This window comes from Anoxybacillus eryuanensis (assembly GCF_051200995.1).
Lineage (GTDB): Bacteria > Bacillota > Bacilli > Bacillales > Anoxybacillaceae > Anoxybacillus > Anoxybacillus tengchongensis.
Map to the genome: position 1 here is coordinate 114380 of NZ_JBPODS010000003.1, position 14420 is coordinate 128799.

Here is a 14420-nt window from a genome sequence, read left to right on the forward strand (position 1 = left end):
CTAAATAAAGAAATAGCTTACTTCTATTGTAAGAAGTAAACTATTTCTTGTAAACGGTTATTCTAAAAAGTCTTTTAGACGCTTGCTACGGCTTGGGTGACGCAGCTTCCGCAACGCTTTTGCTTCAATTTGGCGAATGCGCTCGCGCGTTACACCGAACACTTTTCCGACTTCTTCAAGCGTTCGTGTACGGCCGTCGTCAAGACCGAAGCGAAGACGAAGAACATTTTCTTCCCGATCTGTTAGCGTATCTAACACGTCTTCAAGCTGTTCTTTCAACAGTTCATACGCCGCATGTTCGGCTGGAGATGTCGCATCTTGGTCTTCAATAAAATCGCCTAAATGGGAGTCGTCTTCTTCACCAATCGGCGTTTCAAGCGATACAGGTTCTTGAGCAATTTTTAAAATTTCACGCACCTTTTCCGGCGTCAAATCCATCTCTTCTGCAATTTCTTCCGGAGATGGCTCGCGACCGAGATCTTGTAAAAGCTGACGCTGAACGCGAATGAGCTTGTTAATCGTTTCAACCATGTGAACAGGAATGCGAATCGTACGTGCTTGGTCAGCAATCGCACGCGTAATCGCTTGTCGAATCCACCATGTTGCATATGTGCTAAATTTATATCCTTTGCGGTAATCGAACTTTTCGACTGCTTTAATTAAACCCATATTTCCTTCTTGAATCAAGTCAAGAAAAAGCATGCCACGACCAACGTAACGTTTGGCGATGCTCACAACAAGGCGAAGGTTCGCTTCAGCAAGACGGCGCTTTGCTTCTTCGTCACCTTGTTCGATCCGTTTCGCTAACTCAATTTCTTCTTCTGCTGACAACAATGGAACGCGCCCAATTTCTTTTAAATACATACGAACAGGGTCGTTAATTTTCACACCTGGCGGGACGCTTAAATCGTTTAAATCGAACTCTTCGTCTTTTAAATCGTCGAAGTCTGGATCATCTAGATCCTCATCATCTAAATCGGACTCACCGACGACTTCGATACCTTGCTCACTTAAATATTCATAATATTCGTCCATTTGATCAGAATCGAGATCAAACGGTGATAATCGTTCTGCGATTTCTTCATAGGTAAGAACACCACGTTTTTTACCTAGTTCAACTAATTGCTCTTTCACTTGCTCTAACGTTAAATCGGAATGTGTTGACTTTTCAGCCATTTATTCCCCTCCTTCCAAAATGCAAAGACTTTCGCATTGCGATGATTTCGCTAGCAATGCGTTTGGCGCGCTCATAATCTTTTTGGCGTTCCGCTTCGCGCAACTGCGTTTCTTTTTGCTTAAGCAACTGTTCTTTCGGATAATTGAGCACGCATTGAATATAATCTTGTAACTCCGCTGATGAAATATCTTCGTTAATCAGCATCATCGACAGCTCTGTCACAATGCGTTTTAGTTGTGGATCATGAATGCGTTCAAGCAACGAGCTTACATCGGGTTCGTGTCCTTCTTCGTAAAATGCATATAAATAAGCGACAATAGCGCGGTGTTCCTCGATGTTAAATGCGCCTTCGATCGCCTCTTGCACAGTTAATGCGATCTCTTTATCGCGCAACATATGAGCAATTAACATCCGTTCTGCTTTTTGAAAAGCAGGTAACAATTTTGTCTTCGCAGGTAGAATGACTGTCTCGCGACGCTCATGTTTTTTCCGTTCCGTTTGTTGCTTTTTCCCATGAAGCGTCATTTGTTCACGTAACGCATCCATAGAAATGGAAAACTCATCCGCTAGTTGTCGCAAGTAATAGTCAGCTTCAATGGCATTAGATAAGCGACTAATTTCTTTGACTGCTTCTTCAATGTAACGAAGTCGCTCGCTTTCATTTTGTAAATGACGCCCGCGCTTCAAATATTCTAACTTAAATGCAGTAAGCGATAAGCTTGCATCAAGCACATGATGACGAAAGCGGTCGGCACCATATTTTCGCACATATTCATCAGGATCGAGCCCATCTGGTATCATCGCCACTTTGACATAACAGCCAGCCTCCATAAGCGTCTCTGAAGCTCTGAGCGCAGCGTCTATTCCAGCTCGGTCGCCATCGTAACAAACGATGACAGAAGATGCGTTTCGCCGTAGCATGCGCGCCTGTTCTTCTGATAAAGCCGTTCCCATCGTTGCTACCGCATGGGAAATGCCAGCTTGCACAGCGGCAATTACATCCGCAAAACCTTCAAACAACACTACTTGCTGTTTTTGGCGCATCGGCACGCGCGCCTCATGAAAATGATATAAAATGTTTCGTTTGTTGAAAATAGGTGTTTCAGGACTATTCAAGTACTTCGGATCTTCGTTTCCGAGCGCTCTCCCTGAGAACGCAACCGTTTCTCCGTGATGGTTATGGATTGGAAACATAATGCGATGACGAAAACGATCAAAATATGAGTCCTCTCCTGATTTTTTTACGATTAATCCTGCTTGCTCCATCAGAGAAAGCGAAAAACCTTTGTTTGTTAAAAATGTAACAGCTGCATTCCAAGATGGCAAAGCGTAGCCAATTTCAAACTGTTCGATGATTTCGCGCGTAAATCCCCGATGAAGTAAGTAGCTTAATGCTTCCTCTCCTTCATTTGTATGCATAAGCAAATGATGATAAAACTTTTTTAGCAGCTCATGCGCAGCAATCATCGTTGCTGTTTCTGTCCGCTCGGCTGTCGGATGATCATCAACGATGTGCGACAGATCTACATTTGCCCGCGGTGCCAATCGCTTCACTGCTTCTATGAATGTAATTCCTTCGATGTCCATCAAAAACGAAAACACATTTCCGCCTGCCCCACAGCCGAAACAGTGGTAAATTTGCTTTTCTGGTGAAACAGAAAAAGAAGGTGTTTTCTCTCCGTGGAAAGGACATAAACCAAAATAGTTGCGTCCTTGTTTTTTAAGCGAGACATACTGTTGGATGATGTCTACAATATCGACTGAGCGACGAATGTGCTCAACCGTTTCTTCAGGAATGCGTTGTCCCATATTTCAACAGCTCCAAACATATTTCGACAAAACGTGTGGCTTTGATCCAATTGTTTTGTATGTTTTTATTCTCCATTGCGCGAAACAATCCTTCTTTTTGAGAAAAAAATATTGTCGAAAATCCCGATGCATTGTCACTTGACAATTAGCTATAAATAGTTTATTCGTCCTATGTTCAGTCTAAACCTGTTTTATCACAATTTTTTATTATAATATAAAAAACGTCAGTTGGCTATACAAATGCACAAACGTTTTTATGAAAAAGGAAAAGCACATATCACTTGTTGTGATTGTGCTTCGTTTGGTTATTTCTCTCTTTTGCGCATAATATTCATAATGACATTCGCTGTTTCTTCGACCGCTTTATTTGTCACATCAATGACTTCACAACCAATTTTCTTTACAACCCCATCAAAATATTGCAATTCTTCTTTAATTCGGTCAATGTTTGCGTAAATGGCGCGGTCATCTAAGCCGAGCGATTTCAAACGCTCCCGACGAATCTCATTTAACTTCTCTGGACTAATTTTTAGACCGAAACATTTTTCAGGCGGCACTTGAAACAATTCTTCTGGCGGATCGACTTCCGGAACGATCGGCACGTTAGCGACTTTAAAACGTTTATGAGCTAAGTATTGCGATAGCGGTGTTTTCGACGTGCGCGATACCCCGATTAAAACGATATCGGCTCGTAAAATGCCACGAGGGTCACGTCCATCATCGTACTTTACTGCAAATTCGATCGCTTCAATTTTTCGGAAATAGTCTTCATCTAACACGCGAATGGGGCCAGGTTCGCAGCGTGGTGCCATTTGAAATAGTTGCTCCATTTGTTCAATGAGCGGTCCAATAATATCGTACACAGGAACTCCTTCACGTGCTGCCTCAGCTAATAAAAATCGACGCATTTCCGGTATAACTAATGTAAAAACGATAATACCTCGGTTCATTTTTGCTAACGCGACAACTTCCGATAGCGTTTCAACATCTTCTACATACGGAACACGACGAAATTGAACGAGCGCCCCTTGGAACTGACTCGCCGCCGCTTTAACAACGAGCTCGGCCGTCTCTCCTGCTGAATCGGATACGACGTATACGATTTGACTCATATTTTTCCCCCTTTAAAGCACGTCTTCTTTTGCTAACGCGACAAGCACCTTTGTCATATTCGTTTTTGTAATACGCCCGATGACTTCATAACCTTTGTCCACTTTTCTGACGACTGGCATCGCATCAATTTGCTTTTCAATTAGCTTTTGGGCGACGTCAATAAGTAAATCATCTTTTTCACAGAACGTAATATTTGGCATTCGCGTCATAATGATATTGACAGGAATGGATGTTAATTCTTGTTTTCCGATGCTGGCGCGCAGCAAATCTTTTCGGGATAGCACACCGACAAGCAGCGACTCCTCATCCACAACAAACAACGTGCCGACATCTTCTAAAAACATCGTAACAATCGCATCATAGACGCTCATGTTTTCATGAATGACAACCGGAATGGACTGATAGTCGCTCACTTTAATTTTTCTAATTTTATCAGCAAGCAGTTGCGTTCCTGTTTTTCCTGTATAAAAATACCCAACACGAGGTCTCGCTTCCAAATACCCCGCCATCGTTAAAATCGCTAAATCCGGCCGTAACGTCGCACGTGTTAAGTTGAGCTTCTCAGCAATATGTTCCCCTGTAATCGGTCCGTGATCTTTGACGATTTGCAAAATTTGTTCTTGACGTTTATTGAGTTCGATTGTCGCTCACCACCTTACAATAGGCTACACTATAAGACCATATTATAATTCATCTTTATATTTTGCAAACAAAAGTGGGAAGCGGACAACATTATATTTGTCCGCTTTCACCTTTTAGCGTATGGAGCTGCTGTAAAAAACGTTTCGTCTTCAGCGAAAGACCCGAATATTCATCGTAATAAGCTGAAATAATCGTTTGTAATTGTTTTTTCGTTTCCTGCTTGACAGCGATTTGACCAATGCGGGACAAATCTACGTAGTAGAAAAGGCGAAGTAATTTTAAAACCGACGGAGTCATCGGGATACAGTGTGGATCGTGCTCAAAACAACGGTGACATAAAAATCCCCCTTGCGCAATCGAAAAAGCAAACGTGCCTTCTTTCTCTTCACAAACAGCACAGCCGTCTAACTTCGGATACAATCCGAATGCCGGAAGCAGCTTCATTTCGTATATGTACGTCAACACTTCCGCATCAAGTCCTTCGTTCATATACGTGAGCGTTTGTAAAAGAAGCTCAAATAAATATGGATTCGGACGTCGTTCTTCCACTGCTTTATCTGTCAATTCAACAATATACGAGGCGTATGCTGTTAAAAAAATGTCCTCACGTATATGGCGCATCGTTGAAAGCAATTCTCCTTGATGTAAACTTCCAACACCGCGACTTTTTTGAATCAAATAAATGCCGTATGTAAACATTTGCGTAACAGAAGAAAGGCGGCTGCTCGGCTTTTTCGCACCTCTTGCCATCGCAGCAACCTTTCCCCATTCGCGTGTAAATATCGTAACGATTTTATTTGTCTCTCCATAGTCAATCGTTCGAATAACAATCCCTTCACACTTTTCAAACATATAACATAACCTTCCAAATTTACAGGACGTGATAATCTCGTTCAGTTAAATGATACGTTGAATCGCTCGCTTGCTCTTGCGTTTCGCGTTCTAGCTCCTTAAATAACAGATACGTGTCAATATTCCCTGTTTGACTAAATAGCTTCCAGGTAAAATCGAGCATCGAACCACACCTTTCTCTCGTTAGTTGACGGTGATTGAGCAGCTCACTTGTAGTTTGCCCGTTTGTCGCTGTTACGATGTCTTTTAAAATTTTACAGTATTAATATTCATCTTCGCGATAGCCAAGGTCTCGCAACTGTGCCATTTTATTTCGCCAGTCTTTTTGTACTTTCACCCATAGTTCTAAAAACACTTTTGAACCGAGTAGTGCTTCAATATCGACGCGCGCTCGCTGGCCGATCTCCTTCAACATTTGACCGCGCTTGCCGATAATAATTCCTTTTTGCGAATCGCGCTCAACGATAATGGTCGCTGCAACATATACGGTATCGTTATTTTCCCGACGTTCAATCGAGTCGATGACAACCGCAATGGAATGTGGTACTTCTTCGCGCGTTAAATGGAGCGCTTTTTCGCGAATAAACTCAGCAATAATAAACCGCTCAGGATGATCCGTCACTTGGTGCGCAGGATAATATTGCGGTCCTTCAGGCAAGTAGTTTTTAATTTGTTGCAACAATGTCTCTACATTGTTGCCTTGCAACGCTGAAATAGGAATGACTTCGGCAAACGAATGGAGTGAGCGATATTGCTCAATCAGCGGCAATAAATCGTCGGGATGTATTTCATCAATTTTATTGATGACTAAAAATACCGGTGTTTGCACTTGTTTTAAACGTTCGATAATAAATTCATCACCGCGACCGAGCCCTTCTACAGCATTCACCATGAATAAAATTAAATCGACTTCTTGCAACGCACTTTGCGCTACTTTGACCATAAAATCGCCAAGCTTATGTTTCGGTTTATGAATGCCTGGCGTATCAATGAAAATAATTTGCGCGTCATCTGTTGTATATACACCTTGAATTTTATTGCGCGTCGTTTGTGGCTTATCGCTCATAATAGCAATTTTTTGCCCGATGACGCGATTTAAAAATGTAGATTTCCCTACATTTGGTCGTCCGATAATTGCTACGAATCCTGATTTATATCCTTCTCGAATCATAAAAACCTCCATCGCATAAATTATGCTTGCTTTTTATTTTACCAAAATATGAACATGATTTCACTACTATTTATGAAAATGTAAAGAATTTTTAAAAAATACATACAAATAAGGCGAGAAAATGGTAATTCCAATAATAACAGAAATAATCGCAAAAACGAGCACTGCGCCTGCCGCTAAATCTTTCGCTTCTTTCGCTAACGGTCGATACTCGTCCGTCACTAAATCGACCGTCCGTTCAATTGCACTATTGACGATTTCTAAGCTAATGACTGCCCCGATCGTCAAAAGCAACACGAGCCATTCCGTTCTCGTAATGCGAAACACCGTTGCAGCAACGATAACAGCAATCGTTGCTGCTAAATGAATGCGCATATTTCGCTCATAACAAACCGCCAGACGAATGCCGTGTAAAGCATATAACACGCTAGCGACAAATCGTTTCCAGCGCATAAGCGATCATCTCGTTAAGCCGAACTGTTGTAATAATTGCTCTTGTTTCGCAAACATCACTTTTTCTTCTTCTTCCGTTTCATGATCATAACCGAGCAAATGTAAAAAACCGTGCACCGCTAAAAAACCAAGTTCGCGCATGAACGAATGACCGTATTGTTCTGCCTGTTCGCGCGCTTTTGGAACGGAAATGATAATATCTCCTAACATCGGCGGAAAATCTGCACCGACAATTTCGATTTCTTCTTCACCCATTTCTTCGAGCGCAAACGAAATGACATCTGTCGGTTGATCTTTTCCGCGATAATCGCGGTTGATTTCGCGAATTTTTTCATTATCAACAAACGTGACGCTCACTTCTGCCCCATCTCGTACGTGTTCTTCCTTTGCAGCATGTTGCAATAACTGTTCAATAAGATCGATTTGTTGTTCTGTTATTTCATTCGTCTCATCAATAAAGTCAATCATTAACATATACTCTTCCCTCTCTTTATTAAAGTGCAAAAAGGACCTACGTGAGCGCAGGTCGCATTTACATTCCGGCATCTTCATATGCAGCGATAATTTTGCCGACAAGCGGATGGCGTACAACATCAGCTTGCTCTAAAAAGACAAATGAAATTCCGCTTACATTCGTTAAAATGTCTTTCGCAATCGCAAGTCCCGAACGAACACCTTTTGGCAAATCCACTTGCGAAATATCGCCGGTAATCACCATTTTCGAGCCAAAGCCAAGGCGCGTTAAAAACATTTTCATTTGCGAAGGCGTTGTATTTTGCGCCTCGTCTAAAATGACAAACGCATCATCTAACGTTCGCCCACGCATATATGCCAGCGGAGCAATTTCAATTGCACCGCGCTCAATTAATCGTTGGGTATGTTCATGACCAAGGACGTCATGAAGGGCATCGTAAAGCGGCCGTAAATACGGATCAACTTTTTCTTTTAAATCCCCCGGCAAAAAACCTAAGTTTTCTCCCGCTTCAACAGCCGGACGCGTTAAAATAATTCGCTTGACTTGTCCGTTTTTTAACGCTTGTACAGCCATAACGACAGCCAAATACGTTTTTCCCGTTCCTGCTGGCCCAATACCGAAAATTAAGTCGTGGCGCTGAATGGCAGAAACGTATTGACGCTGACCAAGCGTTTTGACGCGAATCGTTTTTCCTTTTGCATTTTTTCCAATTTCTTCATTGTACAACTCTACAAAATAAGAAATCGTACCATTCTTCGCCATTTGTAGCGCATAAAGCACATCTCGCTCGCTAATAACGATGCCTTTACGAATAACAAACAACAAATGACGAAGCAATTCATCAACAAGCTCAATATGTTGTTTGCTTCCTGAAACGCTGACTGCCTCTCCGCGCGTCACAATGGAAACACCGAGTTCTTGTTCAATGCGCTTTAAATGAATATCGTGCGCACCAAATAAGGCAAGCGCTTCATCTGCATTTTGTACGTTAGGGTAAATCGTGACAAACTGTTCCGACATTCCTCAATCTCCTTGAATAATTGGTTGTGGTGTCGCAATGTTTTCAATGACTTGGTAATGCATTTCTACTTTTACTTTACCATTCTCCTTCGTCTCATGCAAAACTTTTTCACCTTGGATGATCGCATCCGCAGGTAGCTGTCGCTTTAACTGGTCACGAGCAATTTGTTTTGCGGCCGTTTTTGCCTGTTCATATGAATATTCACGAACAGCAACTTCTTTTTCACGCCACACTACTTTTTCATAGCGAATCGGTAACGTCCACGTCAAGAAACGAAACGTTTTTTCGTCTACTTGTTTCTCAAATTGTGAAAACGGTTCTTTATGATTCCAAAAAACCGGAACTTTCCACGACCAAAAACGAACATAATGTGTTTCGCGCTTTTTCCCTGTCAACATATAAAACGTTGTTTTCATCGGAACGACCACCGTAGACTTGTACCACGTCTCCCCTAAAATTTGACCGCGCGCTGGCACGATCTCTGTTTGTCCTTCTTTCCCAATAAAACCAGAAACAAGCAACTGTCCTGGAACAACATGATCATTCACTTCTACAACCGCTTGACCTTGCTCAACAAACATATACGTAATGACCGCTTTTTTCTTCGCAACAAGATGTTGTGGCGCATTCGCTTTCGTTTGTGTCGGCTTCTTTTTTTCAACGACTTGGCAATATAACGTTGTCCCGCGCCATTCAACACCAATCCACGTAATCGTATCCATATTGTTCATTAACGTTCGCTGAATCGCTTCAGGGGTAGGGATGACAAACTGTAGGGCGCCACGTTCAACCCCTATTTTTTTTAATTGTTGTCTCACGGTATGTTCCACTTCTGGATTCGCCCCAGTTACTTCAATACGCCAAATCATATTAGATAATAAAAAAACGACGCACATAAAGGCAACTAATCCGACAACGATGCCGCTATTTTTCCATGACGTTTTCAACCAAAACGGTGCCCCTCGCCGTTCGAGAACATATAGCTTACATCCACTTTTTCGCATCGCTACTCGCACATGATGAATATCGCGAAGAAACATGTAACACGTGAGCGAGTTTTCATCCTCTCGCCTCACGTTCCATACGTATATTCCACGCCGTGTAAATTCATTTAATAACCGCTCTAATCCTTTTCCAACAATACGTATACGCAAATTTCCGGCCACGCGATACATCCATTCGTTTTTCACACTCGCCCCCCCTTATTCTTCCAAATACAACACTTGGCTAATCTTTCCCTCGAGCAAAATTTCTTCTGGCAAAATCGTTTTAATACTAAACGATTCCCCTTTGACAAGTAGCTGCCCGTTTTTTAACAACAAGCGCAATTCGCGGTCTGTAAACAAAAGTAAACCACGATGGTTTTCTATGTAGATATGAATATGCCCAATCATTGTAATACGGGGGAGGTCAGCGACAACATCTGCGGGTAATTCCATTTGATTTGTTAACCATTGTCGCATGTTGTTTTTCCATTTTCCGATCATAAATAAAACCCCCTTTCATCTCATATGTATGAGCGAAATGGGGGTTATATCACTTATTTTCTACTGTACGGACGCTTTGCTCGCGGTGGACCAAACACTTCTGAAAAAATCACACCTTGCACGAGCGGATGCGTCGGTAATTGTTTTACTTTTGCTTGTTGCTCGATCATTTGCTGTGGCACAATAATTTCTCGCTCTTTCTTCACTTCACGTCTCGTTTCTGGCTCTATTTCTTTCACAACGACGGTCGGTTGTTGTTCTTGCTGTTGTTTTTGTTCAATCGTTTCCTCTACTGTTTTCATTCGTTTTCCAATCCATGAAACAAATGTAACTAAAACAAAGACGACAAATAAGTTGTTAAGGAGCCAATCGATTAGCACCATCATTTATTCCTCACTTTTTCTCATCATCTGGTTGTTGCGTGAGTTTCCCAATCGAATCGCGCATATTCGTATCCGCCATAATGTTTTTTAAGTTCATGTAATCCATCACACCGAGCTTGCCAGAACGAAGCGCTTCCGCCATCGCAAGTGGCACTTGTGCCTCTGCTTCAATAACTTTTGCCTGCATTTCTTGCACGCGTGCTTTCATTTCTTGTTCAAGCGCAACGGCCATTGCACGACGTTCTTCTGCTTTCGCTTGCGCAATTTTCTTATCTGCCTCTGCTTGATCTGTTTGCAATTCTGCACCGATATTTTTTCCGATATCAATGTCCGCAATATCAATCGATAAAATTTCAAACGCTGTTCCTGAGTCTAATCCTTTAGCCAATACCGTTTGAGAAATCATATCTGGGTTTTCAAGCACTTTTTTATGATCGTCTTGAGAGCCGATTGTTGATACAATACCTTCACCTACACGTGCGATAATCGTCTCTTCCCCTGCTCCACCCACTAATCGATCAATATTTGCTCGTACAGTAATACGCGCTTTCGCCTTCACTTCAATACCATCCATTGCGACACCCGAAATAAATGGCGTTTCAATGACTTTTGGATTCACGCTCATTTGGACAGCTTCTAGTACATTTCGTCCTGCTAAATCAATGGCAGCACAACGTTCAAACGTTAAATTAATATTGGCGCGTTGTGCAGCAATTAAAGCATTAACGACGCGGTCGACATTTCCTCCTGCTAAATAATGGCTTTCCAACTGATTAATCGTTACATCTAATCCTGCTTTTTTCGCCTTGATTAACGGATTAATAACGCGCGATGGAATGACGCGACGTAATCGCATACCGATAAGCGTAAAAATGCTAATTGGAACGCCGGAAGCAATAGCTGAAATCCAAAGCATAACTGGAACGAACGAGAAAAACACAGCTAACAACACAAGCCCTAAAGCAAGTGCAATAATGAACAAAAATTGATCTGGTGTCATATGATCTCCTCCTCTTTTTTCCATTCACGAACAACAATTTTTAACCCATCGACATAAACGACTTCAATCGGACGATTTCGCTCTATATATTCTCCTTCTGTGACGACATCTACACGTTCTTCATCAATGAGTGCTGTTCCCGCTGGTCGCAAGACAGTAAGCGACACTCCACGCTTTCCAATTAAATCAACACGCGCTTCGTGAGAAACATACCCTTTTTCATTTCGCTGTTCATCAGTAAGCACGATTTTCTCGAAAAGCATCATCTTCTTTTTACTGACTCGACTTAACCACAATCCCATCATGAGCGCACTAACGACAGCTACGGCTAAAGAAACAGTGATAAAAGGGGAATGTTTGGCGGCTAAAAATAAACTCCAAACAAGCGTCCCGAGCCCAAGCAAGCCAATTACCCCACCCGGAACAAACAACTCAATGACTAACAAAATAAGACCAATAGCAAATAACATGATCGCTCCAAAAGTTGTTAAACCAGCCGCTAAATGCGCTGAGAAAAAAAGCAAAAAGCAAACGAGGCTTCCCGTTCCCTTCCATCCCCAACGCGCATCGTATAGCTGCCAAACAAACAGCACGCTGCCAACGATGAGTAAGAGAGCAGCAAGAAACGGATGCGTAAAAGCAATAATGAAATCGCCCATCGTTTTTCCTCCTTTCACCTTTTATATGTACGTATGAAAAGAAAAAAAGTTTCAAAAACAGAAAAACACCTTACGATGTCGTAAGGTGTTTTAACTCAAATGTTGTTGAACAAGTTTGTTTACGAGCGAGCCGTCTGCTTTTCCTTTCACTTTCGGCATGATCGCTCCCATCACTTTACCCATATCCGCTTTTGAGGAAGCGCCTACCTCGGCAATCGTTTCTTTTACGATTTGCACAAGCTCTTCTTCGCTCAACTGCTTCGGCATGTAAAGTTCAAGAACCGCAATCTCTTCCTTGACTTTATCAACAAGGTCTGTGCGACCAGCTTTTTCAAATTCTTGGAGGGAGTCTTTACGCTGTTTTAATTCGCGAGAAAGTACGGTTAATTCTTCATCCTCGGTCAACGTTTTGCCAAGTTTAATCGCTTCATTTTGTAAAGCGGATTTCACCATGCGAATGACCGATAATTTGTCCTTCTCTTTGTTTTTCATCGCTTGCTTCATATCATTGTTCAAACGTTCGAGAAGACTCATAAATACACCCTCTTTTAATATTTGCGCTTTCTAGCCGCTTCAGACTTTTTCTTGCGTCTTACGCTTGGCTTTTCATAGAATTCGCGCTTTCTTGCTTCTTGTAACGTACCTGTTTTGGAAACCGCACGTTTGAAGCGACGAAGAGCATCTTCAAGCGACTCGTTTTTACGAACGATCGTTTTCGACATCCTACTTCCCTCCCTCCGAACAAAACCGCTAATCCTTGGCACATGTTAGAACATGTACTTTCAAAGTATAATATAACCAAGTTCATAAGTCAACTTCTTTTTATGAGCTTAACCGAATGGCTTCATGGGCATCATCGATGACGCGAACAAATTCCCCTTCGTTATACGGATAGCCTGCTTTTGTAATTTTCACTTTCACAAGTTTACCCACCATTTCTTCTGTTGCTGGGAACTTCACTTTTAAATAGTTATCCGTATAACCGACGTATAATCCGCTCGCTGGATCTTCTTTATAAGGCTCTTCTGGAATGATTTCAAGCACTTGTCCTTCAAACTTTGAAGCGTACTCTTTCGCTAATTGATCGGAAAGTGCGATTAAACGATGTACGCGTTCGTTTTTTATTTCTTCCTCGACCTGATCTGGCATTCTCGCGGCCGGTGTGCCTGTCCGTTTCGAGTACGGGAAGACATGTAACTCAGAAAAACGCTGCTCGCGAATAAATTCGTATGTCTCCATAAATTCTTCTTCGGTCTCACCTGGGAAACCAACGATGACATCTGATGTAACAGCTAAGTCTGGAAATACTTCACGTAAACGTGCTAGTCTCTCCGCGAAAAATTCGGTTGTATATTTGCGACGCATCCGCTTTAACACCGTATTTGAACCAGATTGCAGCGGAATGTGTAAATGACGGACGATTTTATCGGACTGTTTTAATACCGCAATGACCTCATCTGTAATTTGGCTCGCTTCAATCGATGAAATACGCAATCGTTTTAATCCTTTCACTTGTTCATCGATATCGCGCAACAGCATGGCGAAATTGTAATCTTTCATATCTTCACCATATCCGCCTGTATGAATGCCAGTCAATACAATTTCTTTATAGCCTGCATCAACGAGTTGTTGCGCCTGACGAATAACTTCTTTCGGGTCGCGTGAGCGCATTAAACCGCGCGCCCATGGGATAATACAAAACGTACAAAAGTTATTGCATCCTTCTTGAATTTTCAGCGATGCGCGTGTTCGATCCGTAAACGCAGGCACATCAAGCTCTTCATATACGCGTGTTTTCATAATGTTGCGCACACCGTTAATTGGCTGACGTTGTTGTTTAAACTGCTCAATGTACTCTAAAATTTTGCCGCGATCTTGTGTACCGATGACAATATCGACGCCTGGAATCGCCATAACTTCTGCAGGAGACGTTTGCGCATAACAGCCCGTTACACAGACGACCGCATCAGGATTGCGGCGCACTGCACGACGAATCACTTGGCGACTTTTTTTATCCCCTGTATTCGTTACTGTGCACGTATTTATAACGTATACGTCGGCGTGGCTTTCAAAATCTTTTCGCTCGTATCCCGCTTGTTTAAATAACTGCCAAATCGCTTCTGTTTCGTAATGATTCACTTTGCATCCTAACGTATGGAATGCAACCGTTGGCATGTA

Annotated in this window: 18 protein-coding genes; all 18 read right to left on the bottom strand. The window is 42.2% G+C overall.

The genetic code is table 11. From position 1 onward, the window contains the following. Window positions 1-57: 57 nt before the first annotated feature. The 18 genes from rpoD to mtaB all read right to left on the bottom strand — a co-directional run bounded on the left by rpoD (window position 58) and on the right by mtaB (window position 14417). Window positions 58-1176 (bottom strand): RNA polymerase sigma factor RpoD, encoded by a 1119-nt coding sequence (gene rpoD, locus HNQ84_RS05175; protein WP_435621393.1) that lies wholly within the window; start codon window positions 1174-1176, stop codon window positions 58-60. After that, entirely contained in the window at window positions 1169-2986 is a 1818-nt protein-coding gene (gene dnaG / locus HNQ84_RS05180; protein ID WP_183246203.1) for a DNA primase, read from the bottom strand. The genes rpoD and dnaG overlap by 8 nt, the downstream gene beginning before the upstream one ends. Before the next feature lie 305 nt (window positions 2987-3291). Then, window positions 3292-4098 carry a pyruvate, water dikinase regulatory protein gene (locus HNQ84_RS05185; protein ID WP_183240921.1) on the bottom strand — a complete coding sequence of 269 codons (807 nt, stop codon included), beginning with the start codon at window positions 4096-4098 and terminating at the stop codon, window positions 3292-3294. A gap of 12 nt (window positions 4099-4110) precedes the next feature. Beyond that, window positions 4111-4740: a transcriptional regulator CcpN gene (gene ccpN, locus HNQ84_RS05190; RefSeq protein WP_435621533.1), complete on the bottom strand. Its 630-nt coding sequence runs from the start codon at window positions 4738-4740 to the stop codon at window positions 4111-4113. Between the two features lie 91 nt (window positions 4741-4831). After that, complete coding sequence (gene recO, locus HNQ84_RS05195) at window positions 4832-5593, bottom strand: DNA repair protein RecO (protein WP_032100086.1); 762 nt, start codon at window positions 5591-5593, stop codon at window positions 4832-4834. A 19-nt stretch (window positions 5594-5612) separates the two neighbouring features. Further along, window positions 5613-5756: a YqzL family protein gene (locus HNQ84_RS05200; protein ID WP_072242680.1), complete on the bottom strand. Its 144-nt coding sequence runs from the start codon at window positions 5754-5756 to the stop codon at window positions 5613-5615. A 99-nt stretch (window positions 5757-5855) separates the two neighbouring features. Continuing rightward, window positions 5856-6764 (bottom strand): GTPase Era, encoded by a 909-nt coding sequence (gene era / locus HNQ84_RS05205; protein ID WP_435621394.1) that lies wholly within the window; start codon window positions 6762-6764, stop codon window positions 5856-5858. 66 nt (window positions 6765-6830) lie between these two features. Further along, entirely contained in the window at window positions 6831-7217 is a 387-nt protein-coding gene (locus tag HNQ84_RS05210; RefSeq protein ID WP_055441006.1) for a diacylglycerol kinase family protein, read from the bottom strand. A gap of 6 nt (window positions 7218-7223) precedes the next feature. After that, complete coding sequence (gene ybeY / locus HNQ84_RS05215; protein ID WP_435621395.1) at window positions 7224-7691, bottom strand: rRNA maturation RNase YbeY; 468 nt, start codon at window positions 7689-7691, stop codon at window positions 7224-7226. A gap of 58 nt (window positions 7692-7749) precedes the next feature. Beyond that, on the bottom strand, window positions 7750-8712 hold the full coding sequence (locus tag HNQ84_RS05220) for a PhoH family protein (RefSeq protein ID WP_435621396.1): 963 nt from the start codon (window positions 8710-8712) through the stop codon (window positions 7750-7752). Between the two features lie 3 nt (window positions 8713-8715). Continuing rightward, complete coding sequence (yqfD, locus tag HNQ84_RS05225; RefSeq protein ID WP_435621397.1) at window positions 8716-9903, bottom strand: sporulation protein YqfD; 1188 nt, start codon at window positions 9901-9903, stop codon at window positions 8716-8718. 12 nt (window positions 9904-9915) lie between these two features. Continuing rightward, entirely contained in the window at window positions 9916-10200 is a 285-nt protein-coding gene (yqfC, locus tag HNQ84_RS05230; protein WP_055441010.1) for a sporulation protein YqfC, read from the bottom strand. 53 nt (window positions 10201-10253) lie between these two features. After that, complete coding sequence (locus tag HNQ84_RS05235; protein ID WP_246348795.1) at window positions 10254-10583, bottom strand: YqfB family membrane protein; 330 nt, start codon at window positions 10581-10583, stop codon at window positions 10254-10256. Between the two features lie 10 nt (window positions 10584-10593). Beyond that, window positions 10594-11583 (bottom strand): flotillin-like protein FloA, encoded by a 990-nt coding sequence (gene floA, locus HNQ84_RS05240; RefSeq protein WP_032100093.1) that lies wholly within the window; start codon window positions 11581-11583, stop codon window positions 10594-10596. After that, the gene (locus tag HNQ84_RS05245; protein WP_183246189.1) at window positions 11580-12242 is read right to left on the bottom strand and encodes an NfeD family protein; all 663 of its coding nucleotides are present in this window, start codon (window positions 12240-12242) and stop codon (window positions 11580-11582) included. The genes floA and HNQ84_RS05245 overlap by 4 nt, the downstream gene beginning before the upstream one ends. Window positions 12243-12332: 90 nt before the next feature. Further along, window positions 12333-12776, bottom strand: coding sequence for a GatB/YqeY domain-containing protein (locus HNQ84_RS05250; RefSeq protein ID WP_032100095.1), 444 nt, complete (start codon window positions 12774-12776; stop codon window positions 12333-12335). A 14-nt stretch (window positions 12777-12790) separates the two neighbouring features. Next, window positions 12791-12964, bottom strand: a complete 174-nt coding sequence (gene rpsU, locus HNQ84_RS05255) for a 30S ribosomal protein S21 (protein ID WP_003393897.1) — start codon at window positions 12962-12964, stop codon at window positions 12791-12793. 100 nt (window positions 12965-13064) lie between these two features. Further along, window positions 13065-14417 (bottom strand): tRNA (N(6)-L-threonylcarbamoyladenosine(37)-C(2))-methylthiotransferase MtaB, encoded by a 1353-nt coding sequence (gene mtaB / locus HNQ84_RS05260; RefSeq protein WP_435621398.1) that lies wholly within the window; start codon window positions 14415-14417, stop codon window positions 13065-13067. Window positions 14418-14420 lie beyond the last annotated feature (3 nt).

Bases quoted from the DNA above. Each gene is read 5' to 3' on its own strand.
- HNQ84_RS05235 (WP_246348795.1), bottom strand. From the start codon at position 10,583: ATGGTGCTAATCGATTGGCTCCTTAACAACTTATTTGTCGTCTTTGTT.
- dnaG (WP_183246203.1), bottom strand. From the start codon at position 2,986: ATGGGACAACGCATTCCTGAAGAAACGGTTGAGCACATTCGTCGCTCA.
- floA (WP_032100093.1), bottom strand. From the start codon at position 11,583: ATGACACCAGATCAATTTTTGTTCATTATTGCACTTGCTTTAGGGCTT.
- era (WP_435621394.1), bottom strand. From the start codon at position 6,764: ATGATTCGAGAAGGATATAAATCAGGATTCGTAGCAATTATCGGACGA.
- ybeY (WP_435621395.1), bottom strand. From the start codon at position 7,691: ATGTTAATGATTGACTTTATTGATGAGACGAATGAAATAACAGAACAA.
- HNQ84_RS05245 (WP_183246189.1), bottom strand. From the start codon at position 12,242: ATGGGCGATTTCATTATTGCTTTTACGCATCCGTTTCTTGCTGCTCTC.
- rpsU (WP_003393897.1), bottom strand. From the start codon at position 12,964: ATGTCGAAAACGATCGTTCGTAAAAACGAGTCGCTTGAAGATGCTCTT.
- HNQ84_RS05200 (WP_072242680.1), bottom strand. From the start codon at position 5,756: ATGCTCGATTTTACCTGGAAGCTATTTAGTCAAACAGGGAATATTGAC.
- rpoD (WP_435621393.1), bottom strand. From the start codon at position 1,176: ATGGCTGAAAAGTCAACACATTCCGATTTAACGTTAGAGCAAGTGAAA.
- mtaB (WP_435621398.1), bottom strand. From the start codon at position 14,417: ATGCCAACGGTTGCATTCCATACGTTAGGATGCAAAGTGAATCATTAC.
- HNQ84_RS05210 (WP_055441006.1), bottom strand. From the start codon at position 7,217: ATGCGCTGGAAACGATTTGTCGCTAGCGTGTTATATGCTTTACACGGC.
- HNQ84_RS05220 (WP_435621396.1), bottom strand. From the start codon at position 8,712: ATGTCGGAACAGTTTGTCACGATTTACCCTAACGTACAAAATGCAGAT.
- recO (WP_032100086.1), bottom strand. From the start codon at position 5,593: ATGTTTGAAAAGTGTGAAGGGATTGTTATTCGAACGATTGACTATGGA.
- HNQ84_RS05250 (WP_032100095.1), bottom strand. From the start codon at position 12,776: ATGAGTCTTCTCGAACGTTTGAACAATGATATGAAGCAAGCGATGAAA.
- yqfC (WP_055441010.1), bottom strand. From the start codon at position 10,200: ATGATCGGAAAATGGAAAAACAACATGCGACAATGGTTAACAAATCAA.
- HNQ84_RS05185 (WP_183240921.1), bottom strand. From the start codon at position 4,098: ATGAGTCAAATCGTATACGTCGTATCCGATTCAGCAGGAGAGACGGCC.